18 protein-coding genes are annotated in these 24,633 nt (G+C 63.6%); 5 read left to right on the top strand and 13 right to left on the bottom strand.

Annotated features, from left to right (window positions below; translation table 11 throughout):
- Positions 1-2: 2 nt before the first annotated feature.
- Both ISP20_RS04230 and ISP20_RS04225 read right to left on the bottom strand, forming a co-directional pair.
- Positions 3-1,094 (bottom strand): PA0069 family radical SAM protein, encoded by a 1,092-nt coding sequence (locus ISP20_RS04230; protein ID WP_204634830.1) that lies wholly within the window; start codon positions 1,092-1,094, stop codon positions 3-5.
- A 140-nt stretch (positions 1,095-1,234) separates the two neighbouring features.
- Positions 1,235-3,439, bottom strand: coding sequence for a hypothetical protein (locus ISP20_RS04225; RefSeq protein ID WP_204634828.1), 2,205 nt, complete (start codon positions 3,437-3,439; stop codon positions 1,235-1,237).
- Positions 3,440-3,630: 191 nt separating this feature from the next.
- Between ISP20_RS04225 and ISP20_RS04220 the strand changes: the two genes are divergently transcribed.
- Complete coding sequence (locus ISP20_RS04220) at positions 3,631-3,891, top strand: GlsB/YeaQ/YmgE family stress response membrane protein (RefSeq protein WP_204634827.1); 261 nt, start codon at positions 3,631-3,633, stop codon at positions 3,889-3,891.
- Positions 3,892-3,959: 68 nt separating this feature from the next.
- On the opposite strand, the gene ISP20_RS04215 is transcribed toward ISP20_RS04220, so the two are convergent.
- Together ISP20_RS04215 and ISP20_RS04210 are read right to left on the bottom strand one after the other, a co-directional pair.
- Entirely contained in the window at positions 3,960-5,618 is a 1,659-nt protein-coding gene (locus ISP20_RS04215) for an MFS transporter (protein ID WP_204634825.1), read from the bottom strand.
- 126 nt (positions 5,619-5,744) lie between these two features.
- Complete coding sequence (locus ISP20_RS04210) at positions 5,745-7,253, bottom strand: carbohydrate porin (protein ID WP_204634823.1); 1,509 nt, start codon at positions 7,251-7,253, stop codon at positions 5,745-5,747.
- Between the two features lie 208 nt (positions 7,254-7,461).
- Here ISP20_RS04210 and acs point away from each other — a divergent pair, with 208 nt between their 5' ends.
- Complete coding sequence (acs, locus tag ISP20_RS04205) at positions 7,462-9,402, top strand: acetate--CoA ligase (RefSeq protein WP_204634822.1); 1,941 nt, start codon at positions 7,462-7,464, stop codon at positions 9,400-9,402.
- A gap of 162 nt (positions 9,403-9,564) precedes the next feature.
- Positions 9,565-10,239 (top strand): response regulator transcription factor, encoded by a 675-nt coding sequence (locus ISP20_RS04200; protein WP_204634821.1) that lies wholly within the window; start codon positions 9,565-9,567, stop codon positions 10,237-10,239.
- A 205-nt stretch (positions 10,240-10,444) separates the two neighbouring features.
- On the opposite strand, the gene ISP20_RS04195 is transcribed toward ISP20_RS04200, so the two are convergent.
- On the bottom strand, positions 10,445-13,912 hold the full coding sequence (locus ISP20_RS04195) for a hybrid sensor histidine kinase/response regulator (protein WP_204634820.1): 3,468 nt from the start codon (positions 13,910-13,912) through the stop codon (positions 10,445-10,447).
- 114 nt (positions 13,913-14,026) lie between these two features.
- Here ISP20_RS04195 and ISP20_RS04190 point away from each other — a divergent pair, with 114 nt between their 5' ends.
- Together ISP20_RS04190 and ISP20_RS04185 are read left to right on the top strand one after the other, a co-directional pair.
- Positions 14,027-14,668 (top strand): 4'-phosphopantetheinyl transferase family protein, encoded by a 642-nt coding sequence (locus ISP20_RS04190; RefSeq protein WP_204634819.1) that lies wholly within the window; start codon positions 14,027-14,029, stop codon positions 14,666-14,668.
- A gap of 72 nt (positions 14,669-14,740) precedes the next feature.
- A complete protein-coding gene (locus ISP20_RS04185) occupies positions 14,741-15,484 on the top strand; it encodes a pyridoxine 5'-phosphate synthase (protein ID WP_204634817.1) in 744 nt (247 codons plus the stop codon).
- A 183-nt stretch (positions 15,485-15,667) separates the two neighbouring features.
- Here the strand turns inward: ISP20_RS04185 and ISP20_RS04180 are convergent, their stop codons facing one another.
- From ISP20_RS04180 to dnaN, 8 genes are all read right to left on the bottom strand, one after another.
- Positions 15,668-16,084: an ExbD/TolR family protein gene (locus ISP20_RS04180; RefSeq protein WP_204634816.1), complete on the bottom strand. Its 417-nt coding sequence runs from the start codon at positions 16,082-16,084 to the stop codon at positions 15,668-15,670.
- 5 nt (positions 16,085-16,089) lie between these two features.
- On the bottom strand, positions 16,090-16,503 hold the full coding sequence (locus ISP20_RS04175; protein ID WP_204634815.1) for an ExbD/TolR family protein: 414 nt from the start codon (positions 16,501-16,503) through the stop codon (positions 16,090-16,092).
- An 11-nt stretch (positions 16,504-16,514) separates the two neighbouring features.
- Positions 16,515-17,261: a MotA/TolQ/ExbB proton channel family protein gene (locus ISP20_RS04170; protein WP_046972825.1), complete on the bottom strand. Its 747-nt coding sequence runs from the start codon at positions 17,259-17,261 to the stop codon at positions 16,515-16,517.
- A gap of 49 nt (positions 17,262-17,310) precedes the next feature.
- The gene (locus ISP20_RS04165; protein WP_425490766.1) at positions 17,311-17,856 is read right to left on the bottom strand and encodes an energy transducer TonB; all 546 of its coding nucleotides are present in this window, start codon (positions 17,854-17,856) and stop codon (positions 17,311-17,313) included.
- Between the two features lie 312 nt (positions 17,857-18,168).
- Positions 18,169-19,458 (bottom strand): tetratricopeptide repeat protein, encoded by a 1,290-nt coding sequence (locus tag ISP20_RS04160; protein ID WP_204634813.1) that lies wholly within the window; start codon positions 19,456-19,458, stop codon positions 18,169-18,171.
- 313 nt (positions 19,459-19,771) lie between these two features.
- Positions 19,772-22,186, bottom strand: a complete 2,415-nt coding sequence (gene gyrB / locus ISP20_RS04155; protein WP_204634812.1) for a DNA topoisomerase (ATP-hydrolyzing) subunit B — start codon at positions 22,184-22,186, stop codon at positions 19,772-19,774.
- Between the two features lie 75 nt (positions 22,187-22,261).
- A complete protein-coding gene (recF, locus tag ISP20_RS04150) occupies positions 22,262-23,341 on the bottom strand; it encodes a DNA replication/repair protein RecF (protein ID WP_204634811.1) in 1,080 nt (359 codons plus the stop codon).
- 96 nt (positions 23,342-23,437) lie between these two features.
- Positions 23,438-24,538 (bottom strand): DNA polymerase III subunit beta, encoded by a 1,101-nt coding sequence (dnaN, locus tag ISP20_RS04145; RefSeq protein ID WP_204634810.1) that lies wholly within the window; start codon positions 24,536-24,538, stop codon positions 23,438-23,440.
- Between the last annotated feature and the right edge of the window lie 95 nt (positions 24,539-24,633).

The raw sequence follows: 24,633 nt of genomic DNA, 5'->3' as shown, positions 1-24,633 counted from the left end.
GCTTAGAACAACTGCCCTTGTGGTGACGGTTTGCGCGGCGGTACGAACCTACTCGTATCCAACTTCAATTCACGTGCACGCCCAAAGCCGTGCTTGCGACAGGCCACATCGAAGCGTCGACGAATGAGTTCGGCGAACACGCCCTGCCCGCTCATGCGCGTGGTGAAATCGCTGTCGTAGTCGCGGCCGCCGTGCATCTGTTGTATCAGGCTCATCACGTGCGCAGCGCGCTGTGGCACGTGCAGGGCAAGCCATTCGCGAAACAGCGCCTTCAACTCGTACGGCAGGCGCAATGTGGTGTAGCCCGCACAAGTGGCACCGGCATCGGCAGCCTGTTCCAGCACGGCTTCCATATCGCGATCGTTGAGCGCCGGGATGATCGGCGCCACCAGCACGCCTACCGGTATGCCCGCTTCGCGCAGCGTGCGCACCGCCTTGATGCGCCGATGCGGTGCACTGGCACGCGGTTCGAGCTTGGCGGCAAGATGATTGTCGAGCGAGTTGATCGACACGAACACCTGCACCAGGTTCTCGCGTGCCATCGGGGCTAGAATGTCGATGTCGCGTTCCACCATCGCGTTCTTGGTCACGATGGTGCAGGGATGCCTGCACTCCGCCAGCACCTCGAGCGCGGCGCGGGTGAGTTTCCAGCGGCGCTCGATGGGCTGGTAGGGGTCGGTGTTGCTGCCGATATTGATCGGGCTCACCGTATACGACGGCCGCGCCAGCTCGTGACGGAGCACCTCGGCGAGATTGCTCTTGGCGCGCAGCTTGGTTTCGAAATCGAGACCGGGCGAGAGATTGATGTAGCTGTGCGATGGGCGTGCAAAGCAATAAATGCAGCCGTGTTCGCAACCGCGATACGGGTTGAGCGCCTGGTTGAAATGGATGTCCGGCGAATCGTTGCGGGTGATCACGCTGCGCGCGCGTTCTTCGGTCACTTCGGTGCGCGGACGCGGCGCCTGTTCGTCCAGCAGCAGGCTCTGCCAGCCGTCGTCTTCGGCGTGACGACGGATCGACTCGAAGCGCCCTTCCGGATTGGAAGCCGCGCCCCGGCCTTTCAGGGCCTGCGGTGGAAGAAAGGATTCGGACATGTCGCTAGTGTGCGCCGGCGATGTCTCAGTCGACGCGACACCTCGACTTGCTGTAGGAGCGCCCCTGTGCGCGACGGCCCGGCGGAGCAATACATCCATGCGTGACGGTCGCGCACAGGGTGCGCTCCTACAGGTGAAAGTTAGCGGGTGGGCAGCAACTGCATGCGCAGGGCATCGCCCATGGCCTGCAGTGGATACAGATCCAGCTGCCGCCCGAGTTCACCGAATACCGGCGTGGAGATCGTCCAGCCCAGCGGGATGGGATAGTTGCCCGGACACAGCCGGAAGTGCCACAGCATGTCGCCGCGCGCGGGATCGGCAGCATCCGGCCGAAGCGCATCCAGCAATTGCACGCGAGCGTATTCGCCGCGTGCGCTGCGGGTATCGAGCAACGCGTTCAACGGTGCGATAGCCTCGCCACTCACCGGTTCATGCACGACACCCGGTACCGATGGACAGGCAGCGGAGTAGAACGGCATCGGATGCGCCGCGTCGTGTTGTTCGATGAAGTCGCTCATCAGCGGATCGTTGCTGATATGGATCACGATGAAGCGCAGCGACAGCCCTTGTTGTTTCGCCTTGCCGCGCAACAACCGCATCAGCTCGAGCAGCGTCGTGCTGCCGGAGTTCTCGAAGTAGCCGCCATCGACCAGCTGCATGCGGTTGGGCACCGGCGGATTGGCCAGATACGTTTCCAGCGTGCCGGCCGGGCTGACGTAGGTGAAGCGTGCGCTGTTGAGCACCACCTCGCTGAGCGGCACGCGGGGATCGAGCCAGCTCGACCCATCCAGTCCCGCCGTCCACGGTTGGCGTTGCGGCGTGGCGACCGGCTGGAAGGGATGCTGGATGAAGCGCTTGCCTTCGGCCACGGTGGTGCTGTTGAGGAACAAGGCGGGTAACGGAGCACCTGGCTGCGCATAGAGTGCGGAGAACGGCTGATCGAATGCCGGCATGCCTTCCCTGCGCGCCGCCGATTCCCAGGCACGCGTCAATGCGCGTGCACGATCGTCGAGCCAGGCGCCGGGGAGCCAGCGTTGGGTGAAATCGACGAAGAAGGTATTGGCCAGCGTGGGCGCGAGGAAGTCGTGGCTCAGCATGCGTTGCGCGCGCGCTTCGAGCGTGGTGGTGTCCACCGATGGCGGCAGCGCCAGCGCGCTTACGTAAACTGCCAAGCCCAGGCTTCCGCCCGACACGCCGCTTCCCGCGAACAGGTAGCGCGCGAACAGCGGTTCGCCGTTCGAGGGCTGCCCCTGCTGCGTGATGGCAGTGAGACGGCTGAGTACCTGCGCCGTCCACGCTGCACCACGAATGCCGCCGCCTTCCGCGGCCACCAGGATGACCGGGCATGGGTCGTGGCCGACGCAACGATCCTTGAGCCACGCGTCCGCATAAGCATCGAAACTGGGCCGCGTGTCTGCGGGCTGCAGCGCGGGTTGCTCGTGCGTGCTCATGCCCGCGTACTGCCGCACCTTGTGGTTGTCGTTGAGGTGCAGCCAGTGCAGCGACGCGCTGAGTAGCAGCATGATGGTCAGCAGCGGGATGCCGCGCCGGTCGCCCGCCATGCACAGCAGGCTGCCGCTGTAGCAAAGAAAGGCGGCGGATATCAGCAGGATGGCCAGCGGCCCCATGCCATCGAGCAGCTCGGGCACGAAGGCAATCAGCACGGTGGTCAGTACGTTCAGCGTCACCACGGTCACGTAGGTGATCACGGCGAACCTGCCGAGGTCGCGCACACGCCATACGCGCTTCTCGTCCCGGGGCCGGGCACGCGGCGTGCCGATCCGCGGAACGCGATGGGACAGCGCACTCCACAGGCGCCGACGGGAAACGAAGAAGGCGATCAGGAGGGCCGACTCCACCAGCAGGCCGAGCGCACGCCAACTGCGTTGTGCGCAGTGATCGGTGATGCCGCATGGACCATGCGGCAACTTGGCGAGGGCGAGCACGTAGCCGAGGCAGACCAGCAGCGGTATCAGGGCGCCAAGCACGCGTGGCAGCCAGTCGCGCAGGAAGGCGGCGCGTTCGTCCTGCAGCGCGGGCCAACGGGGATAGCGCAAGCGGTACGCGTTGCGCGCGGCATGCCACATCGCCAATCCGGCCAGGGCACTGGTCATCAGCAAAGCGAGGTAACGCGCTCCGCTGGGATCGGTCCACAATGCGATGAGGAAGAGTTCGGCCGCTTGATCCACGGCGATGGCCACCACCACGGCGATGGCGAGGATAAGCAACGACACGCGCACCGGCTTGAGGTGATCGAGCACCAGCGCACTCCAGCCCAACATGCGTCGCCAACGGCGACGGATGCCCGGTCGACGGTTGCTGCTTGCGCGTTCGCTTTCGGGCATGCGGCTCCCTCCAGGTGCCGTGCGTTCCCCTGGCCGCGACGATAGTAGCGCGACGGGCCGCTGTCACCCGCCACCGCATGCACGTTTTGGCGACGTCGCCGACCCTGCGCTGAAGGAAGGTTCTTACGTCACGTTCGTGCGACGCGGGCCTGTGGATACTTCGCCCACCGTTTCACGGCAAGGAGAGTGCGATGACCGTCGAAGGCCTGCTCGTTTTCCTGTTGATCGGCGCCATTGCCGGCTGGCTCGCCGGCTTGATCGTGCGCGGCTTCGGCTTCGGACTGATCGGCAACATCGTGGTGGGCATCGTCGGCGCGTTCTTCGCGGGATGGCTGTTGCCGCGGCTGGGCGTGCATTTCGCCGTGGTCAGCCCATTCGTCAACAGCGTGCTGCACGCATTCATCGGCGCGGTCGTGCTGCTGGCCATCGTTGGCGTCATCCGCAGCGTGTGAGTCATGCACCATGAAAAAAGGCGCGGCGGTTGCCCGTCGCGCCTTTTTGTTGTTCGCGAGCCGCGGGATCAATAACGGATATCGACGTCCTTGGTTTCGCGCAGGAACAACAGGCCGATGAAGAACGTCGCCACGGCCACGATGATCGGATACCACAGGCCGTAGTAGATATCGCCCTTCCACGCCACCAGCATGAAGCCGATGGTCGGCACGAAACCACCGAACCAGCCGTTGCCGATGTGATACGGCAAGCTCATCGAGGTGTAGCGGATGCGGGTGGGGAACATTTCCACCAGCCACGCCGCGATGGGTCCGTACACCATGGTCACATACAGCACGAGGATGGCCAGCAGCACGATCAGCATCGGATAGTTGCTTTTCGCGGGATCGGCCTTCTCCGGATAGCCCGCCTCCTTGAGCGCTCCGGTGAGTTGCGCGCCGAAGGCCTTGTTCTGGTCGGCGAACGCCTTGCCATCGAGCGAGCTTCCCTCGAACGAGGAAATGCTGCGGTCGCCGATCTTGATCTCGGCGATGCTGCCAGGCTCGGCCGCCACGTTGGTATACGGAATGCCCTTCTTCGCCAACGCGCTCTTGGCCACGTCGCACGAGCTGGTGAATTTCGCCTTGCCCACCGGATCGAACTGGAAGCTGCAGCCGTTGGGATCGGCGATCACCTTCACCGGCGAGGTGGCCGCGGCGGCCTCGATGGCGGGATTGCCGAAGTGGGTGAGTCCCTTGAAGATCGGGAAATAGGTGAGCGCGGCCAGCAGGCAACCGGCGAGCACGATGGTCTTACGGCCAATGCGGTCGGATAGCCATCCAAACAAGACGAAGAACGGCGTACCGATGGCCAGGCCCGCGGCAATCAGCAGGTTCGCCGTGGTGCCGTCGATCTTCAGGCTCTGGGTGAGGAAGTACAGCGCATAGAACTGGCCCGTGTACCACACCACCGCCTGGCCGGCCGTGGCGCCGAGCAGGGCGAGGATCACCAGCTTGAGGTTTTTCCATTGGCCGAAGGCTTCGGTCAGCGGCGCCTTGGACTGCTTGCCCTCGGCCTTCATCTGCTGGAACACCGGCGACTCGCTCAGCTGCAGGCGGATGTACACCGACACGATCAGCAGCAGCAGCGAGATGCCGAACGGAATGCGCCAGCCCCATTCGTCGAACGCCTCGGTGCCCAGCCACAGGCGCAGGCCGAGGATGACCAGCAGCGAGAGGAACAGGCCGAACGTCGCGGTGATCTGGATGAAGCTGGTGTACAGGCCGCGCTTGCCTTGCGGTGCATGCTCGGCCACATAGGTCGCCGCACCGCCGTATTCGCCGCCGAGCGCCAGGCCCTGCAACAGTCGCAGCGTGATGAGGATCACCGGCGCGGCCACGCCGATGGTCGAGTAATTGGGCAGCACGCCGACCAGGAAGGTCGACAGGCCCATGATGATGATGGTGATGAGGAAGGTGTATTTGCGGCCGATCATGTCGCCCAGGCGACCGAACACGATGGCACCGAACGGACGCACCGCGAAGCCGGCCGCGAAGGCGAGCAAGGCGAAGATGAATTGGCTGGTTTCGTTGAGCCCGCTGAAGAAATGCTTGCCGATGAGCGCGGCGAGCGAACCGTAGAGGTAGAAGTCATACCACTCGAACACGGTGCCCAGGCTGGAAGCCAGGATGACGCGGCGGTGGCCGGTGTCGAGCGATCCCCGCGTGTCGACGGCGGTCGTAGCCATGCTGTAGCCCTCAGTTGTGACGCCCCATCGAATCGATGGATGTGGTTTCAGGTGCAATCCGCTGCAGCGGCGCGTGCCGCATGGTGCAGCCGGTGGCAACGCCTTCGCGTTGCAGCCGGCGCTTGCTCAGAACTTGTACATGCCGCTGAAACTGACCTGGTTGCCGCTGACGGTCTGGCTCGACAGCGAGTTTTTCGCCTGATAACGCAGGTTGTCGTAGATCCACTCCACGCCCAGCTCGTAGTTGCCCGACGCGTATTGCAGGCTCAAGGCAGACATGTTGTTGCGTAGCAGGCCCACGCCCGGCGCCGTCGCGGTGCCCGGTGCGGTCCAGGCCATCACATCCTCACGGTTGGGGCGCGCCGCCGCGTAGAACGCGTTGACGCTCCACTTCGGCGTGAAGTTGTAGCCGGCCTGCACGAACCCGCCCGCCTCCTTGATGTTGCCGAACTGCGACATCGCACCGAAGATCTCGCCCAGCGCCTTGCCGGTGTAGACCAGGCCCTTGAAGGTCCACGGTCCGGGTTTCCACTGGCCGCCCAGGTCGTAGCCGATGCTCTGCAGCTTGTCGCGCGGCGGCTTGGGCGCGATGTCGCCGACACCGTGCAGGTCGATTTCGGAGTAGTGCGCGGTCAGGTAGCCCAGCCAGTCCTTGCCCTGGGCGTGCAACCGCGCTTCCACCTGCGGGTTGAAGTGAGCGGCACCGCCGTTGAGATAGTTGAGGGTTGCGGTGCCGGCCGTGTTCTGCGGGCCGCTCCAGTTGCCTTCGAGCACGGCCACATCGAAGCGCCATTTCACGCCGTCGCTGCCGTGGTTGAGGTCCTGCATCACGATCACGCCGGGATAGCGCCAGCCCACGATGCCTGAGCCATAGCTCAACGGAAAAGCGATGTGCGAGAGCGAAGTAGGCGTGTTTTCCAGCGGGAACATCAGATCCCACATCTGGCCGATGCGTACCGTGGTGCCGGAGGTGGGATTGATGATGTCCATATAGGCCTGGCGCAGGCGCGGAACCGGCTGCTGCTGCGCGTAGGCGCCGGTGCCGTTGTTGCCGCCGAAGAAATCCATCTCGATGCGGCCGCTGCCAATCCAGTTCTCGGTCAACTTGGCGCCGGTGAAGTCGAGCCAGAAGCGCGTGTTGCGTACGTCGGCGCCGCTGAGCGATCCGGTGTAGCCGTTCGCCTTGTTCGCTGCGGTGGGCGGCGCGGGGATTTCCGCGTTCTGGCCATTGCCGTAGTTGATAAAGGTGCGGTCCTGGCCGAACACCGTGGCACTAACGAAGCCGTGCAACGCCACCGACAAACCGGGCGCCGTGGTGAACTGCGGCTTGGGCGTCGCTTCCACCTTGGTGGAGGTCGCCTGCGCCGTGGTCTGCGCCTGCGTTGCGGCGACCTGAGCCTGCTGGGCCGTCTGGGTGGCCTGCGTGGTGGCGGCCTTCTGTTCCTGGATCATGGCCTTCAGTTCGGCCAGTTGCTGTTCCAGCTGATTCACTCGCTGCTCGAGCTGTTGTTCCCGGCTCGTGCCTTTGGAACTCTTGCTCGTGGTCTGCGCGTGGGCAGCCAGCGGCAGGCTCAGCGCACAGGCAATGCTGAGAGCCAACAGGCCGCGGCGGCGGGCGGTGGTGGGCAATGTCATAGCAGGCCTCCCCAGGTCGATGACTGCCTGAGCATGTCCATGCTGCAATGCGGACGCCTATTCACCATTGGTCGAACCTCGACCAAAGTCGAAAGTCGGGCGAAACGGTTCGATCACCGACCAGCCGCTACACTCACACGTTATCGCCGAGGGTCGGCGACATTCAACGCATGAGGAGGCCGGCTGGGCCGGCCGCAGGAGCCCCACGATGACCAAGCTCTACCCCGTCAAGCCCGATTTCGCCGCCAAGGCACGCATCCGCAAGGACGACTACCAGCGGCTCTACGCCGAGTCGGTGAAGGATCCGGAGGCTTTCTGGGGCAAGGTCGGCCAGCGCCTGCAGTGGATCAAGACGCCCACGAAGATCAAGAACGTGTCGTTCGATCCCAAGGACCTGCACATCCAATGGTATGAAGACGGCCAATTGAACGTGTCGGCCAACTGCCTGGATCGGCACCTGGCCGAGCGTGGCGACAAGACCGCGATCATCTTCGAGGGCGACGACCCGAACGAGTCCCGCCACATCTCCTATAAGCAACTGCACGCCGAAGTGTGCAAGTTCGCCAACACGCTCAAGCATCTTGGCGTGGCCAAGGGCGATCGCGTGGCCATCTATATGCCGATGATCCCCGAGGCGGCGGTGGCCATGCTGGCGTGCGCACGTATCGGCGCCGTGCATTCGGTGGTGTTCGGCGGCTTCTCGCCCGATTCGCTGGCCGGCCGCATCGCCGACTCCACCTGCAAGGTCGTGGTCACTGCCGACGAAGGCGTGCGCGGCGGCAAGAAGATCCCCCTGAAGACCAACGTGGATGCCGCGCTGGAACGTCCTGGCACCAACAGCGTGGAGACGGTGATCGTGGTGCGTCGTACCGGCAGCGCCGTGCCGATGCAGTCGCCGCGCGACCGCTACTACCACACGCTGATGGAAGGCCAGTCCGCCGACTGCCCGCCGACGCCGGTGGAAGCGGAGCATCCGCTGTTCATCCTTTACACCTCCGGCTCCACCGGCAAGCCGAAGGGTGTGCTGCACACCTCGGGCGGTTACCTGGTGTATGCGAGCTACACGCATGAGCTGGTGTTCGACCTGCGCGAAGACGACGTCTACTGGTGCACCGCCGACGTGGGCTGGGTCACCGGCCACAGCTATGTGGTGTACGGTCCGCTCGCCAACGGCGCCACCACGGTGATGTTCGACGGCGTGCCGAACTACCCGGACACCAGCCGCTTCTGGAACGTGGTGGACAAGCACAAGGTCACGCTGTTCTACACCGCGCCCACGGCCATCCGCGCATTGATGCGCGAAGGCGAAGGCCCGGTGAAGAAGGCCTCGCGCGCCTCGCTGCGTTTGCTCGGCTCGGTGGGCGAGCCGATCAATCCGGAAGCGTGGGAGTGGTACTACCGCGTGGTGGGCGACGAGCGCTGCCCGATCGTGGACACCTGGTGGCAGACCGAAACCGGCGGCATCCTGATCACGCCGCTGGCCGGCGCCATCGACGAGAAACCCGGTTCGGCCACGCTGCCGTTCTTCGGCATCAAGCCCGCCATCGTCGATGCGGGCGGCGGCGTGCTGGAAGGCGCCACCGAAGGCAACCTGGTCATCACCGATTCGTGGCCCGGCCAGATGCGCACGGTGTACGGCGATCACCAACGTTTCATCGACACCTACTTCAGCGCCTATCCCGGCAACTACTTCACCGGCGACGGCGTGCGTCGCGACGAGGACGGTTACTACTGGATCACCGGCCGCGTCGACGACGTGATCAACGTCAGCGGCCACCGCATCGGCACCGCTGAAGTGGAGAGCGCGCTGGTGGCGCATCCCAAGGTGGCGGAAGCTGCCGTCGTGGGCGCGCCGCACGACATCAAGGGCCAGGGCATCTACGCCTTTGTCACGCTGATTGCCGGCGAACAAGGCAGCGACGAACTGCGCAAGGAGCTGGTGGCCTGGGTGCGCAAGGAGATCGGCCCCATCGCCACACCGGATTTCCTGCAGTGGGCGCCGGGCCTGCCCAAGACCCGTTCGGGCAAGATCATGCGGCGCATCCTGCGCAAGATCGGCGAGAACCAACCCGACCAGCTCGGTGATATTTCCACGCTGGCCGATCCAGGCGTGGTGAAGAACCTGGTGGACGAGCGACTGATCAAATAGCAGTAAATGGAAAAGGGTGAATGGTGAATAGATCGCTTTGTTGGATGTTCTCCATTTCTCGGATCTCCTGCTTTGTTGGACGGATCGCCGGCAGGGACACGGCATCACGTCTTACCTCGCGCGGCCCTCTCTATTCACCATTCACTACTAACTGACTCTCCAATGCCCGATGTATTGATCGCTGACGATCACCCGCTGTTCCGCGACGCGCTGCAACGCGCCGTGGTCGCCGCCATTCCCGATGCCAGCGTGCACAGCGCGGACAGCGTGTATTCCCTGCTGGGCCTGATCGAGCAGTACCCCGATGCCGAACTGTTGCTGCTCGACCTGCACATGCCGGGTGCGCGCGGCTATTCGGCGCTGGCGCATATCCGCGGTCAGTTCCCGGGCTTGCCGACCATCGTTGTCTCGGGCCACGAAGACGTGCAGGTGGCGCGCCGCGCGCTCGCGCACGGCGCCTCGGCTTATATTCCCAAGTCGACGCCCGGCGAAGACATCATCACCGCCATCCGCAAAGTGCTCGATGGCGATGTGTGGCTGCCGCACCAACTGGTCGGTGGCGGCGTGTCCCTTAAGCCCGACGAGGCAGCCGTGGCCCATCGCATCGCCACCCTGACTCCGCAGCAATTCCGCGTGCTCACCATGATTGCCGAAGGCCTGCTCAACAAGCAGATTGCCTATGACCTGGGCGTCTCGGAAGCCACCGTCAAGGCGCACATGACGGCCATCATGCGCAAGCTCGGGGTGAACAACCGCACGCAAGTTGCGCTCGCCGCCAGTCATCTGGCCATCGATCAGGAAGCGATGCCGTCGTTGCCTGCGGATGAAGAGAGCTAAAACGCCTCCGGCAGCGACGGCGTGCTTCGAACAGCGGATGGGCCGCATCGGGGTGAGAAACTACTGTGGGAGCGCACTTGTGCGCGACAAGCCGACGAAGCGACACATCCCAGCGTGACTGTCGCGCCCAAGGGCGCTCCCACAAGGAAAACGCAAGGGTGAATTCACCGCGCTGACAACAAGCGATGCGCAGCAGGCGACGTTTTCAGGCCGTTGTCTGCCTGCGCACAAGCGCACTCAACAATGCCCTCAGCGCCGCCGGCCTGACCGGCTTATGCAAAATCGGATACCCCAACACGCGCGCCCGCTGCTTCAACTCACTGCTGCCGTCCGCGGTAATCATCGCAATCGGCGGCAGTTCGCCCAGCACACTGCGCAACGCTTCAAGCGCCTGCAGGCCATCCATGTCGTCGGTGAGATGGTAGTCGGCAAGGATCAAGTCCACGCCGCCGCGTCGCAACTCCTGCTCCGCCTGCGCCACATCGATGGCCGTGCGGCAATCCACGCCCCAGCGCTGCAACAACGCGCACATGCCGTCGAGAATCGCCGTGTCGTTGTCCAGGCACAGCACCGTGAGCGGCAGTTGTTCGTTCGACACCGGATGAACATTGGTCCGGCGCCTCGGTACGGCACTCTCCGCGCGCGGCACGCGGATCGCGAAACGGCTTCCCTTGGCCTCGCGCGAAACCAGCTCCAGCTTGTGGTTGAGAATGCCGGCAATGCGCTCGCAAATCGAGAGGCCGAGACCCAGTCCCTTCTCGCCCCAGGGCGACGGGCGGTCCAGCCGCTGGAATTCGCCGAAGATGCGCGCCCGTTGCTCCGCGGCGATGCCGGGCCCGGTATCCCACACCTCGAGGCGAACCTCGTCGCCCATGCGGCGCGCACCGAGCAGGACGCCACCCTCGCGGGTATAGCGAAGCGCGTTGGAGATGAAGTTCTGCAGCACGCGGCGCAGCAACTGGGGATCGCTTCGCACGGCGAGTTTCGTAGGCACCACGCATAGCCGCAATCCGCGCTGTTGCGCAATCACGGCAAACTGCGCCTTCAGCGATTCGAACAGGTCCGACAGTGCGACATTGCTGATATCGGCCCGATAGCTGCCGGCGTCGAGGCGCGACGTATCCAGCAATGCATCCAGCAGGTCTTCCGCCGCACGGAACGATGCGTCGATACGTTCCGCCAGCAAGCTCGCTTCGCCGTCGAGCCCCGGATGTTGACGCAAGGCTGCCGTGAACAGGCGCGCCGCGTTCAAGGGCTGCAGCAGGTCATGGCTTGCTGCAGCAAGGAAGCGTGTCTTCGATGCGTTGGCCATTTCCGCTTCGCGGCGTGCATGCGCCGCGGAGTTGAGCGCCTCGCTCAACTCCGACGTGCGCTGGTCGACGCGCTGCTCCAGGTTCTCGTTCGCTTCGATCAGTGCCTGCTCGGCATTCTTGTACGCGGTCACGTCGGTATAGGTGGTCACGTAGCCGCCACCCGGCAGCGCGCGGCCACGCATTTCGATCACCGAGCCGTCGGGGCGGATGCGTTGGAATACATGCGGCGAACCGGCATGCATGTGCGCGATGCGCTTGGCCACGTGTGCCTCGACTTCACCGGGCCCGAGTTCGCCATGATCCGCATTCCAGCGGATCAGGTCCGCCACGGGCACGCCGACATAGACCATGCCGTCCGGATAATCGAACAACTCCAGGTAGCGGCGATTCCACGCCACCAGGCGCATGTTGGCATCGACCACGCTGATGCCTTGCGACACGTTCTCCAGCGTCGTCGACAGCAGTTCGCGATTGAAGCGCAGCTCCTGCGAGGCCTCGTCCATCAACGCCATGGCTTCGGCGATGTCCAGGCCCGAGCCGGACAGCGCACCCATCAGGATGCGGCGCGCACTGGCGGCGCCCACAGCCGAGGCGAGCAAGCGTTCGGTGTACTGGATCAGCGCGCGATCGGCCGCTTCGGTCGGTTGCAGCGGTTTGCCGCGACGCTCGGCATAGTCCTCGAACGCGCGCTGGCTGCTGCGTTCGCCCACGATGCGTTCGGCAATGGTGCGAAGGTCCGCCACTGCAACGCGACCGCGCCAGTCGCCTGCACCGCGGCTGTCGATCGCATAGGGATCGATGAACATCGCCGCGTGCAGACGCTCTTCCAGATTGGGCCGGAAGCGCAACGAGACGAAGATGAGGCACGACACATTCACCAGCAGCGACCAGAACGTGCCGTGCATCACCGGGTCCCAGCCGCTCAGATGGAACAGCGCTTGCGGCTGCAGCCAGCTCAGCTGCATCGGGCCGGTATCCAGCCAGTCGGCCGTGCGGTTCATCCCAGGCAGCAGCATGGTATAGGCCCACACCAGGAAGCCCGCGGCAAGACCCGTGGCAACGCCCTTGCGGCTCGCACCTCGCCAATACAGCGCGGCGACGATACCCGGCGCAAATTGCGCCACCGCGGCGAAAGCCAGCAAACCCGTGGCTGCCAGGTTGGTGCTGTCTGCCGCCACGCGATAGTAGACGTAGGCCATCGCGGCGAGCGCGATGATCGCGATGCGTCGAACCAGCAGCACCAGCTGCGAGAGATCGGCGCGCTGTTCGAGCTTGAATGCGTGGATACGCAACAGCATCGGCATCACGATGTCGTTGCTGATCATGGTGGACAACGCCACGCAGGCCACGATCACCATACCGGTCGCGGCGGAAAAGCCGCCGATGAAGGCGAGCAAGGCCATACCGCGATCGCCGTATGCCATCGGCAGCGTAAGTACCCAAGCGTCCTTGTTGCCGCCCTGCAGTTGCGGCAGGTGCAAGCCCGCGGCCACGATGGGCAGCACGGCGAGGCTCACGATCACCATGTAGATCGGGAACAACCAGCGCGCACGCGACACATCGGCCGGGTCTTCGCATTCAACCACGCCGATCTGGAATTGGCGCGGCAGGCAGAACATCGCGCAGAACGCGAGCAGGGTCTGCGCGAGGAAACCGGGCGAGACGCCTTCGGTCAGTTCATTGACCGGCAATTGCGCGGTCACGGCAAGGCCCGGGCCGCGCCACAGCGCGTAACCCGCCAACACGATGAATACCACGAGCTTGATCAGCGACTCCACCGCGATGGCGAGCATCATGCCGTGATGATGCTCGGTCGCATCGATGGTGCGCGTGCCGAACAGGATCGAGAACGTCGCCAGCAGGATGGCGCACCACAATGCGCTATCGCTGAACTGCGAGGTGCCTGGCGGCGACGGGCTGCCGAGCACGGCATACGACATCGCCACGGCCTTGAACTGCAGGGCGAGGTACGGCACCACGGCGATCACCGCGATCACCGCCACCAGCGCAGCCAGTCCGTGCGATTTGCCGAAGCGGGCACCGATGAAGTCGGCGATCGAAGTGATGTTGCGCTGGCGCGCAAGCAGCACCAACCGGCGCAGCAGGCCGAAGCCGAACACGAACAGAAGGATCGGGCCGAGATAGATCGGCAGATAGCTCAGGCCTTCGCGTGCGGCCGTACCTACCGCACCGTAGAACGTCCACGACGAGCAGTACACGGCAAGCGCAAGGCTATAGACCAGCGGGCGCAGCCGCGGCTGGCGCGGATAGAGCGGCCGGCGATCGCCCGCATAAGCGACGACGAACAGCAGTCCGACGTATAGCAGCGAAACCAGCAGCAGTAGCCATCCGGCAATCAAGCGGTGCTCTCCGACGTGTAGGCATGCCTACGGTGGCCGCGATCGGCGGTGCGCGCCAGTCCACTGCATCCGCCATGCTTGTAAGTATCGCCTCTTGGGCGGCAACATGCGCGGATGATCACGACTGACGGCCAGACGCCGGCGGCTTTGGCGGCGGAGCTGGGCGAGGACATCCACGTCTGGCGGCTCGCCTACGACCATCACCAGGGGCGTGCGCCACTGCTCGCCATGCTAGGTGCCTATCTGGGCGTGCCGGCGGTTGAGGTGCACTTGGAGGTGTCCGAGTTCGGCCGTCCCGCCCTGGCGGGCAGCCAGACCGGAGCGTTCTCGTTCAATTGGTCGCACAGCCATGACCAGGCATTGATAGCGATTGCGCGCGGGGCGTTGCCGGGGATCGACCTCGAACGGCTGCGCCCGCATCCGAAAGCGATACCCATTGCGCGCCGATATTTCAATCCGGACGAGACGGCCGCACTGGAGGCGCTCCCCGCCGACCAGCGCGATCGCGCATTCCTCGAGCTGTGGACCGCCAAGGAAGCCGTGCTCAAGGCGCTGGGCCGCGGCCTGGCGTTCGGTCTGCATCGCCTGACGATTGCCGGGCCGTCCGATCTTCCCGTGCTGCACCGGCTGGAGGGCTACGAAGCCGAGCAATGGCAGCTGCACCGCCTGATCCTGGACGACGCCCACGTCGGCACGCTGGCATGGCAGGGCCTGCCGCGTCGCATACGTCAGTGGACACTTGCCGGTACGGATTGAACGGGGCAATGTGTTCAACCCGCCGTCATCGCGGCGCTTTGCTACGCCTTGTCAGCGCGTATTAGCCAACCTATGACCCTGCTTAGCGTCAACGTCAACAAGATCGCCGTGCTGCGCAATTCGCGCGGCGGCAGCGAACCGGACATTCTTCGCGCCGCGCATACCTGCATCGATGCCGGTTGCGGTGGCATCACCGTCCATCCGCGCCCCGATCAGCGGCATATCCGTCCCGACGATGTGCGTGCATTGGCCGCCATCACGCGCGGCCGCGTCGAATACAACATCGAAGGCAACCCGTTTGCCGGTGCGCGCGGCAGTTATCCCGGCCTGATCGAACTGGCGCGTGAGACGAAACCCACGCAGGTGACGCTGGTACCGGATGGCGATGGCCAGATCACCTCCGACCACGGCTTTGACCTGACGCGCGACATCGACACGCTGAAGCCACTGGTGGCTGCGCTGCGCGACATCGGTTGCCGGGTCAGCCTGTTCGTGGATTCCGGTGCGACCGGCTTTGAAGCGGCGGTCGCCATCGGCGTCCAGCGCATCGAGATCTATACCGGTCCCTATGCCCAGGCGTTTGAAGAAGGGCGCGTGCAGGAAGAACTCGAGCGTTGCGCCGATACGGCGCGGCGCGCGCAATACGCCGGCCTGGCGGTCAATGCGGGGCACGATCTGAGCCAGGCGAACCTGGGTACGTTCAAGGCCGCCATCCCGGGACTGGCGGAAGTGTCCATCGGGCACGCACTCATCGGTGAGGCCTTGTACGAAGGCATGGCCACCACGGTGCGAAACTACCTGCAGATCCTGCGCTGAGGCCTCGGCGAGGCCTTCGCTTTGCGCATCGCGCGTTTAGCCGTCCATACGGCTAAGCGCCTTTGCCGCGCAAGACGCCTGCACTTCTGGCGGGCACTTTTCCGAAGCCCAAAAAAAGAACCCCCGCACAAGGCGGGGGCTCAAAGGGTAGTGTTACGGTAATGCCTTGCGGTACTACTGAAATTACTGACCTTCGGTAAAGCCGATCTTGGTGAGCCCGTAGCTCTTCGCATCGGACAGCACACGAGCGACATGCTCGTAAGCCACGCCGTCATCCGCGTTGATCTGCACTTCCGGCTGCTTGGCCGGATCGCCCAGACCACCGATCACCGCGAGCTGCGCCTTGAGGCCCAGCTCATCCACCGGCGTATCGTTCCAGTACAGCGCACCGGACTGGTCGATCTTCAGGCGGACGGGTTCCGGCGGATTTTCCGGCTGAACCACGTTCGGATTGGGCTGCGGCAGGTCGATCTTCACTTTATGGGTAAGCATCGGCGCCGTGATCATGAAGATGATCAGCAGCACCAGCATCACGTCGACCAGCGGCGTGACGTTGATGTCAGCCATCGGCCCCTTACCACTTCCAGAACTGAATGCCATGACCCTTACTCCTTGCCGGTCGTCATGAAGCCGACATGCACCATGCCTGCTTCCTTGGCGTCCGCGAGGACCTTCTTCACGATCTTGTATTCCGTGGTCTTGTCCGCGCGGATCTGAAGCTCAGGCTGCGGCGTCAGCGTCGCCTTCACCGCAAACTGGGCTTTCAGTTCCGCCTCGGTAACTTCGACGTCATCGAGATACAGCGTGCCATCAGGCTTCACGGCCAAGTCCATCGGCGTCACCTGCTCGGTATCCGGAACTTTCGGATTAGCAGTCGGCAGATCGACGGTGATTCGATGGGACATCAGCGGCGCGGTGATCATGAAGATGATCAGCAGCACCAGCATTACGTCGACGAGCGGCGTAACGTTGATCTCCGACATCGGGCCGCCGGAATCGCCTCCGGTACTCATTGCCATGGGTCAGATCCTCACTTGCCTTCGACGCGAGCGCCGGTGGCGAAGAAGTCGTGCAGATCGTGCGCAAACTCGTCGAACTGGGCGTACGTCAGACGGTTGGAGCGGTTGAAGAAGTTGTAGGCGAGCACGGCCGGGATAGCGGTGAACAGACCGAAGGCGGTCATGATCAGAGCTTCACCCACCGGACCGGCCACGGCTTCCATCGAAGCATTGCCCGACGCGGAGATCTTGATCAGCGCGTGGTAGATGCCCCACACGGTACCAAGCAGACCGATGAACGGTGCCGACGAACCGACCGTGGCGAGCAGGGTCAGGCCGCCTTCCAGACGCAGGCTCTCGCGAGCCACGGCCTGGCGCAGGGCGCGATCGATGAACTCGGAGCGGCTCAGCGACTCGGCGAGGCGACCACCACCGGCCGAAGCCTGCTGGTGATGCGCGACGGCCGAAGCGGCGTCGAGAGCGATCTTCGAGAACGGTTCGCCCTTGGGCTGGGCTTCGAGTTCGCGAATGGCGTCCTGAGTGGAGCCATTGGCCCAGAAGCCGTTGATGACTTTGTCAGCGCGGCCGCGAACCATGGAGTTGCGGATGGCGTTGGCGACAATGAAGTACCAGGAAGAGAAGGACATCACCACCAGCACCACGAACACGATCCAGCCAAGCGGATCGAAGTTGTGGATAAGGTGATCGAAGCCCATCGACTTCATGGCTTCGGCGTTGGTGGTACCGCCCGCGGGGGCCGGAGAAGTTTGCAGGAACATAACGCTACCCTTGGAAAGTCAAGCGTGAACTGATTGACCGTAACCGAAGTTACAGCTGATTGAGATTGAAATTGACAGGCACGCGGACGAAAGCTTCCACCTTTTGTCCGTTCTTCGTCTGCGGATTGAAGCGCCACTTGCGTGCCGTTTCAATCGCAGCCTGATCCAGCTCGCGATACCCGCTGCTCGCTTCGACCTTGATGTCCTTCGGCGTTCCATCCACCGCGACCAGAATCATCAGCGTGACCGTGCCCTCGTGACGCTGACGGATAGCCTGCGGCGGATACTTGGGCTGGATACGGCTGTTATAGCTGACGTCCTGACTTGCAGTGATATCCGCTGGCGGAGCCGGAGGAGCAGGCGGAGCAGGCGGTTGCGCAGCTACGGCGTTTGCCGAACGCTCTTCCACAGCCGGCGGCGGAGCCGGCGGCGGCGGTGTCGGCGGCGGCTTAACCTGCTGAATGATCTTCGGCGGCGGCTGCTTCGGCGGCTCCGGCGGCGGCGGCGGCGGTGGCGGTGGCGGCGGCGGAGGCTCGATAAAGTTGACCTGGACCGTGCGTTCTTTTTCTTTCTGTACCTGCTTCGGCGGTGCCATGGGCGCCACCAGCAACAGGAACGCGAACGCATGAAGCGCAATGGCTACGGCCAGCGCCCAGGTACGCCTCCAATTGAACGGCCCTTGGCCGGTTGCATCGTTACTTGAGGCCATCTGTCACTATCTGGAGCTAATTGATCGGTGAGACGTGGTCACGAAACCCTGCGGCAAATCGATCCAAACGGATGACATTTGCCACTGGACGGGAACACGGAAGGGTTTCAACGGTACAACAGCACATGGCATTTGTATAGCACTTGTGAAGCATGCAAATGGACGTCTATCTGCTTCGCAAATGCTACACATCACCACTTACTTGCTTACGGTCGGCGACTTCAGCCAAGCCTTGGCTTTTGCTGCAGTTTCAGGGTCCTGCGCCGCTTTCTCCATGGCCGCAGTCGCGCCCTTTTGGTCTTTCAGGCCGATGCACGCCTGGGCGAGCAACAGATAGGCTGTGCCCTTCTTCTGCACGCCCTTGTCGATGCCCTGCTGGATGACGCCCTTGGCCTCGCTGTACTTGTTGTCCTGAATGAGCAACTGACCAGCGCGGATGTTGGCTTCGCCGTCCTTCGCGAGCGGGATGGCTTTCTGGTAGGCCGCCAGCGCGCCCGACATGTTCTCGGACATGATGTTGGCCGCACCGAGCAGCTGGTAGTTCTCAGCCGTCGCGGTGATCACGTTCTTGCCGAAACCTTCCTGAAGCACCGCGAGCGCCTTGGTCGCCGGTTCCTTCTGCTCGCTGCTCTGCTGGCCCGAGATCAGGTACAGCTTGGCGAGGAGGATGTAGTCCTTCTCGGTCTTGAGCTGACCGCCGGCACGCGCCTTCTCCATCAGGGCAATCGCTTCCGGATACTTCTGCGCCTGCATCAGCACGGACACGGCGTTGTTCAGCGCATTCGGATCGTTCGGGTTGGCGGCAAGCTGCTGCTGCGCCACCTGGGCGGCCTGGTCGCCCTGGCCGGACTCGGAGTAGCTGGCCATCAGGATCTGGTTCCAGCCGTCGTTCGGCTTGTCGGTCATCGACTGCGCCTTCTTGATCGCGGCAATCGCTTCCGGGTACTTCTGGAGACGGTAATAGGCGTTGCCTTCGAGACCGTACGATTCGGCGGTTTCCTTCTTGCCTTCCGCACGCCACTTCTCGATGGTGTCGATGCTCTGCTGGTACTGCTCGTCGGCCAGGTAGAACTGGGCGAGCATGTATTCCAGCGAGAAGAAGGTGTCGTTCGGCATCACGCCGTTGTCGAGCGCCTTCTTGAGCAGGTCGATGCCGCCCTTCACGTCGCCGTCGTTGTAATGCACGCTTGCCAGGCCCTGCAGGGCCAGCGCCTGTGCGTACTTGCTCTTGCTGTTGTCGACGATCGGCTGAAGCAGCTGGACCGCCTTTTCCTTGTCCTGGTTGTTGACCGCGTCGAGGCCTTCGTTGATGGCCTTCTGATCCTTCTCGCTGGTCAGGTCGAGCTTCGGTTCCTTGCGCGTCGCATTCGGGTACTGCACTTCCTTCTTGTCTTTGGAAGAGCTATCGCTCGCGATGACCGGGGTGCTCACCACGGCCAGGGCCAGCGCCGATCCGACAAGCAACTTGATCAGGGGAACACGCTTCATGGCAGTCCTCAATGTAGGTTTCACGTAACTAGGACGCGGGGGATCGCTGAGCGTACCCTGACTAGGCGCCAGATAACAAGTCGCAGCGCGACAACAAAGATTGTTAAAAATCAATAAGTTGAACCATACGCCGACGACTGGACATGATTTCGGGGCGCAAGCTCGCTCTCGCCTATGACTTTTAGGCCTGGAAACACGCTATCGGCATCAGCCTTCGCCGACTTTAGCCAATGTACTAATGCATTAGTACACGCTGTGAAAAGAAAAGGCCGAGGCGATGCGAAGACGGCTCGCATCGCCCCGGCCCGGGTCGTCAGACGTCGAGGTTGGCGACCTTCAGTGCATTGGCTTCGATGAAGTCGCGACGCGGTTCCACCGCCTCGCCCATCAGCATGGAGAACATCTGGTCCGCGGCGAAGGCATCCTCGATGCCCACCTGCAGCATGCGGCGGGTTTCCGGGTTCACGGTGGTTTCCCACAGCTGTTCCGGATTCATTTCGCCCAGGCCCTTGAAGCGCTGGATCATGCGGCCCTTCTTGCCCTCTTCCAGCAGCCAGTGGCGCGCATCGGCGAAGCTCAGTACGCCACGCGAACCGTTGCCTCGGCGAACCACCGCGTCGGCCTGCACCAGACCGGCGAGCTGCTGGCTGGCCTGCAGGATCGGGCGGAATTCCGCGCCGCTGAAGAACGGCTGCGGCAACAGCCAGGTGTGGCTGAGGCCATGCTGGTCGCGCACCACTTCGATCGCGGCGGGCTGCTCACCCACCGCCGGGCGCAGGGCCAGGCGGTAGCGGGGCTTGCCCAGGCCGCTGGCAGCGAGGCGCAATTCCACGCCGGCCAGCCAGGCCTGCATGGCGCTGGCATCGTTCCACAGCGCCGGTTCCATCGGGGTGTGCTCGAGCATCGCCCGGAACATGGCGACATCGAAGCGGTGGCCGAGGCGTTCGATCTGGTCGAGCGCCGCCTGGTAGTCGCGCAGCAGCTTCTCCAGGGCTTCGCCGGAGACGCCCGGCGCATCGGCCGAATACTGCAGCTCGGCGCCATCCAGGGCGCTGGAAACCAGGTAGGCGTTGAGGGCCGCGTCGTCCTTCAGATACAGCTCCTGCTTGCCCTGCTTGATCTTGTAGAGCGGCGGCAGGCCGATGTAGATGTGACCGCGCTCGATCAGCTCCGGCATCTGGCGATAGAAGAACGTGAGCAGCAGTGTGCGGATGTGCGAGCCGTCCACGTCCGCGTCGGTCATGATGACGATGCGGTGGTAGCGCAGCTTGTCCGGGTTGTACTCCTCCTTGCCGATGCCCGTGCCGAGCGCGGTGATCAGCGTGCCGACTTCGGCCGAGGCCAGCATCTTGTCGAAGCGGGCCTTCTCCACGTTGAGGATCTTGCCCTTCAACGGCAGCACGGCCTGGGTCTTGCGGTTGCGGCCCTGCTTGGCGGAACCGCCTGCGGAGTCACCCTCGACCAGGAACAGTTCGCACAACGCCGGATCCTTCTCCTGGCAGTCGGCCAGCTTGCCCGGCAGGCCGGCGATATCCAGGGCGCCCTTGCGGCGAGTCATCTCGCGCGCCTTGCGGGCGGCCTCGCGGGCACGCGCGGCATCGACCACCTTGGACGCGATGGCCTTGGCTTCGCTCGGGTGTTCCAGCAGGAATTCGCCCAGCTTTTCGTTGACGGCCTGCTCCACCGCGGTCTTCACCTCGGAGGAAACCAGCTTGTCCTTGGTCTGCGAGGAGAACTTCGGGTCAGGCACCTTCACCGAGAGCACGGCGATCAGGCCTTCGCGCATGTCGTCGCCGGACAGCGCGACCTTGGCGTTCTTGGCCAGTCCTTCCTTCTCGATGTAACCCTGCAGCGAGCGCGTCAGCGCGGCGCGGAAGCCCGTAAGGTGGGTGCCGCCGTCGCGCTGCGGGATGTTGTTGGTGAAGCAGAACATCGTCTCCTGGTAGGAGTCGGTCCACTGCATCGCCAATTCCACCGAGATCCCGTCCTGCTGGGCGCTGAGGCTGATCACGTTCGGGTGCAGCGCGGTCTTGAGCTGGGCCAGGTGCTGCACGAACGAACGGATACCCCCCTCATAGGCGAAACGATCGCTGCGCCCTTCGCCACGCTCATCCTTCAGGTCGATGGTGACGCCCGAATTGAGGAACGCCAGCTCACGCAGGCGCTTGGCCAGGATGTCGTAATGGAACTCGACATTGGTGAACGTGCCGGTGCTGGGCAGGAAGCGCACGGTGGTGCCGGTCTTGCTGGAATCGCCGACCGGCTTGATCGGGTACAGCGGCTCGCCATGGGCGTATTCCTGCTGGTACTCCTTGCCCTCGCGGTAGATGGTCAGCCACAGGTGCGAGCTGAGCGCATTCACCACGGACACGCCCACGCCGTGCAGGCCGCCGGAAACCTTGTAGGAATTGGCGTCGAACTTGCCGCCCGCGTGCAGCACGGTCATCACCACTTCCGCGGTGGACCGGCCTTCTTCCGGGTGGGTATCGACGGGGATGCCACGGCCGTTGTCGGTAACGCTGACCGAGCCATCATCGAGGATCGTGACCGTCACATGGTCGCAGTAGCCGGCGAGGGCTTCGTCGATCGAGTTGTCGACGACTTCGAACACCATGTGATGCAGGCCGGTGCCGTCATCGGTATCGCCGATGTACATGCCGGGGCGCTTGCGCACCGCTTCCAGACCTTTCAGAACCTTGATGTTGCTCGAATCGTAGGATGCGTTCATTCGTCGACCGTTTCCTGGGCGCCTATTCCCGCCCGGACGGCGCCTAGAGGCCGGGCTGGGGACACAATCGGGTGATTATAGCAGGGGGCTGATACTTCCCTGTTCCACGTGGAACACTTGCGCTGGACCGGCCTGGAGCGCTTCAGGAACCTCGGTTCCGGTGACAAAGACCTGGGCACCGGCTGACCTCAGCTGCTCGACCACGGCGGCCTGGTGAGGCCTGTCGAGCTCGGAAGCCAAATCGTCCAGGCAGACAATCGGCCATTCGCCCCGCCTCTCGGCGTAAAGGGCGGCTTGCGCCAGTACACACCCCAGAGCCGTCAACTTTTCCTGCCCTCGCGACAAATGTTCGCGTTGTGGCGCGTGTTCGAAGGCGATCTGCCAATCCGCCCGGTGCGAACCCATCGTCGTGTGGCCCCGAGCCAGGTCTCTGGGGCGCTGACTGGCCAGAAGCTCCCCCAAGTCGGCGTCATCCGCCCAACCCCGGCGGTACTTCATCTCCACGGCCCCCAGCTCGGGCAGCAAACCCGCCATCGCCTGTTCTATATGGGGTCGAAGGGTTGCCAAGTACAGGGCGCGGAGATGATCGATGACGGCTGCCGTCGTATCCAGTTCAGCCTCCCAGGGCAAGAAGAGCGCCTCGGGAACGGTGGATGTCGCCCTCAGGAGCGAGTTTCGCTGCTTCAGGGCGCGCTGGTAGCGCCGCCATGCCCCGATGAACTCATGTTCCACGTGGAACACGCCCCAATCCAGGTAGCGGCGTCGTTCCTCCGCGCCTCCCGCGATCAAGGCATGGGACCCGGGCTCGAAGCAAACGACAGCGCACTCCCCCACCAGCTCACTCAGGCTGACGGATTCGCCATCCATGCGGGCTTCCCAACGAGCGCCCTGGCGACCCAGGCCAAGGCGGCGAACCTGACCGTCCTCATGCCTCAGCTCGGCAAACACAGACAAAGCGTCGGCACCACGCTGCAACAGGGCGTCCTTGGCCCCGGAACGGAAGGAACGGGCGTGCGACAGCAGGAAGGCAGCCTCGAGAATGCTGGTCTTCCCTGCCCCGTTGGCGCCGGCGAATACACTGACGCCGGGTTGCAAAGGCACCACCACGTCTTCCAGGCAGCGCAAACCCCGGATGCGCAGGCTTTCCAGCCGCATCTCAGCAAATCTCCGAAGCAAGAACGCCGGAGCGTCTTTCGACGGCTCCGGCGTTCGCGTTCTGCTTGCCCGTTTCAGGCAAACGAATGATGGCCATCAGAGACGAAGTGGCATGATCACGTGGCGCGCCTGGTCGTTGTCGTCTTCCTGCACCAGGCAGCTCGACTGCGCGTCGCGCAGGTTCAAGCGGGCACGCTCGCCGCGCAAGGCCGCCAACGCATCGAGCAGGTAGCCGACGTTGAAGCCGACAGCCAGATCGGAAACCACGGTCTCCGCTTCCAGCTCTTCCACGGCCTCTTCCTGCTCCGGGTTGTGGGCCACGATGCGCAGCTTGCCCGGCGACAGTTCCAGCTTCACGCCGCGGTACTTTTCGTTGGAAAGAATCGCCGCACGCTGCAGGGCTCCACGAAGCACTTCGCGATCGAGCGTGGCGTGCTTGTCGGCGCCCAGCGGGATCACTGCTTCGTAATCCGGGAAACGGCCGTCGATCAGCTTGGACGTGAACACCACGTCGCCACGGCGAACGCGCAGGTGATTGCGACCGAACTCAAGCTCGACCTCGCCATCACCTGTTTCGAACAAACCGATCAACTCGTTCACGCCCTTGCGCGGAATGATGATCTGGCGACGCACGGAAACCTTGCTTTCCAGCTTGGTTTCCTTGAGAGCCAGGCGGTGGCCGTCGGTAGCCACGCAGCGCAGCGTGTGCTCCTGCAGGTCCAGCAACATGCCGTTCAAGTAGTAGCGCACGTCCTGATTGGCCATGGCGAAAGCCGTGCGCTCCATCAGGTCGCGCAGAACTTCTTCCGGTAGCGCTACCCGCTCAACCAGCTCTATTTCATCGATGGTCGGGAATTCGGTCGCGGGCAGCGTAGCCAGGGTGAACCGGCTCCGTCCTGCATTCATGGCCACGCGATCGCCATTGAGCTTCAACTCGATCTGGGCGCCGTCGGGCAGCGCACGAACGATGTCGAACAGCTTGCGCGCAGGAATGGTGATCTCACCGTCGACCAGCTTGTCGGCTGCCGTGGTGGCGATCATTTCCACTTCGAGATCCGTGCCGGTCATCGACACTTTGCCGTCGGCGACCTTTACCAGCAGGTTGGCCAAAACCGGCAGTGTCTGTCGGCGTTCGACGACGCCAACGACCTGCTGCAACGGTTTGAGCAGAGCTTCTCGTTGAATGCTGAATTGCATGTATGCGCTTCCCCAATCCTGCTTTTCTGTTTTTAAAAGAAGTTCTGTAGTGGTGGTAGGGGCCGTGGATAACTCAAAAATCTGAAATTACCCAA

The organism is Dyella kyungheensis (genome assembly GCF_016905005.1).
GTDB classification, from domain to species: domain Bacteria; phylum Pseudomonadota; class Gammaproteobacteria; order Xanthomonadales; family Rhodanobacteraceae; genus Dyella; species Dyella kyungheensis.
Note: the sequence above shows the minus strand (reverse complement) of the source record. Positions and strands in the feature narration are given on the sequence as shown.

What these genes read in the sequence shown, in the direction of transcription:
- ISP20_RS04230 (WP_204634830.1), bottom strand. Translation starts at nt 1,094, where the DNA reads ATGTCCGAATCCTTTCTTCCACCGCAGGCCCTGAAAGGCCGGGGCGCG.
- ISP20_RS04225 (WP_204634828.1), bottom strand. Translation starts at nt 3,439, where the DNA reads ATGCCCGAAAGCGAACGCGCAAGCAGCAACCGTCGACCGGGCATCCGT.
- ISP20_RS04220 (WP_204634827.1), top strand. Translation starts at nt 3,631, where the DNA reads ATGACCGTCGAAGGCCTGCTCGTTTTCCTGTTGATCGGCGCCATTGCC.
- ISP20_RS04215 (WP_204634825.1), bottom strand. Translation starts at nt 5,618, where the DNA reads ATGGCTACGACCGCCGTCGACACGCGGGGATCGCTCGACACCGGCCAC.
- ISP20_RS04210 (WP_204634823.1), bottom strand. Translation starts at nt 7,253, where the DNA reads ATGACATTGCCCACCACCGCCCGCCGCCGCGGCCTGTTGGCTCTCAGC.
- acs (WP_204634822.1), top strand. Translation starts at nt 7,462, where the DNA reads ATGACCAAGCTCTACCCCGTCAAGCCCGATTTCGCCGCCAAGGCACGC.
- ISP20_RS04200 (WP_204634821.1), top strand. Translation starts at nt 9,565, where the DNA reads ATGCCCGATGTATTGATCGCTGACGATCACCCGCTGTTCCGCGACGCG.
- ISP20_RS04190 (WP_204634819.1), top strand. Translation starts at nt 14,027, where the DNA reads ATGATCACGACTGACGGCCAGACGCCGGCGGCTTTGGCGGCGGAGCTG.
- ISP20_RS04185 (WP_204634817.1), top strand. Translation starts at nt 14,741, where the DNA reads ATGACCCTGCTTAGCGTCAACGTCAACAAGATCGCCGTGCTGCGCAAT.
- ISP20_RS04180 (WP_204634816.1), bottom strand. Translation starts at nt 16,084, where the DNA reads ATGGCATTCAGTTCTGGAAGTGGTAAGGGGCCGATGGCTGACATCAAC.
- ISP20_RS04175 (WP_204634815.1), bottom strand. Translation starts at nt 16,503, where the DNA reads ATGGCAATGAGTACCGGAGGCGATTCCGGCGGCCCGATGTCGGAGATC.
- ISP20_RS04170 (WP_046972825.1), bottom strand. Translation starts at nt 17,261, where the DNA reads ATGTTCCTGCAAACTTCTCCGGCCCCCGCGGGCGGTACCACCAACGCC.
- ISP20_RS04165 (WP_425490766.1), bottom strand. Translation starts at nt 17,856, where the DNA reads ATGGCACCGCCGAAGCAGGTACAGAAAGAAAAAGAACGCACGGTCCAG.
- ISP20_RS04160 (WP_204634813.1), bottom strand. Translation starts at nt 19,458, where the DNA reads ATGAAGCGTGTTCCCCTGATCAAGTTGCTTGTCGGATCGGCGCTGGCC.
- gyrB (WP_204634812.1), bottom strand. Translation starts at nt 22,186, where the DNA reads ATGAACGCATCCTACGATTCGAGCAACATCAAGGTTCTGAAAGGTCTG.
- recF (WP_204634811.1), bottom strand. Translation starts at nt 23,341, where the DNA reads ATGCGGCTGGAAAGCCTGCGCATCCGGGGTTTGCGCTGCCTGGAAGAC.
- dnaN (WP_204634810.1), bottom strand. Translation starts at nt 24,538, where the DNA reads ATGCAATTCAGCATTCAACGAGAAGCTCTGCTCAAACCGTTGCAGCAG.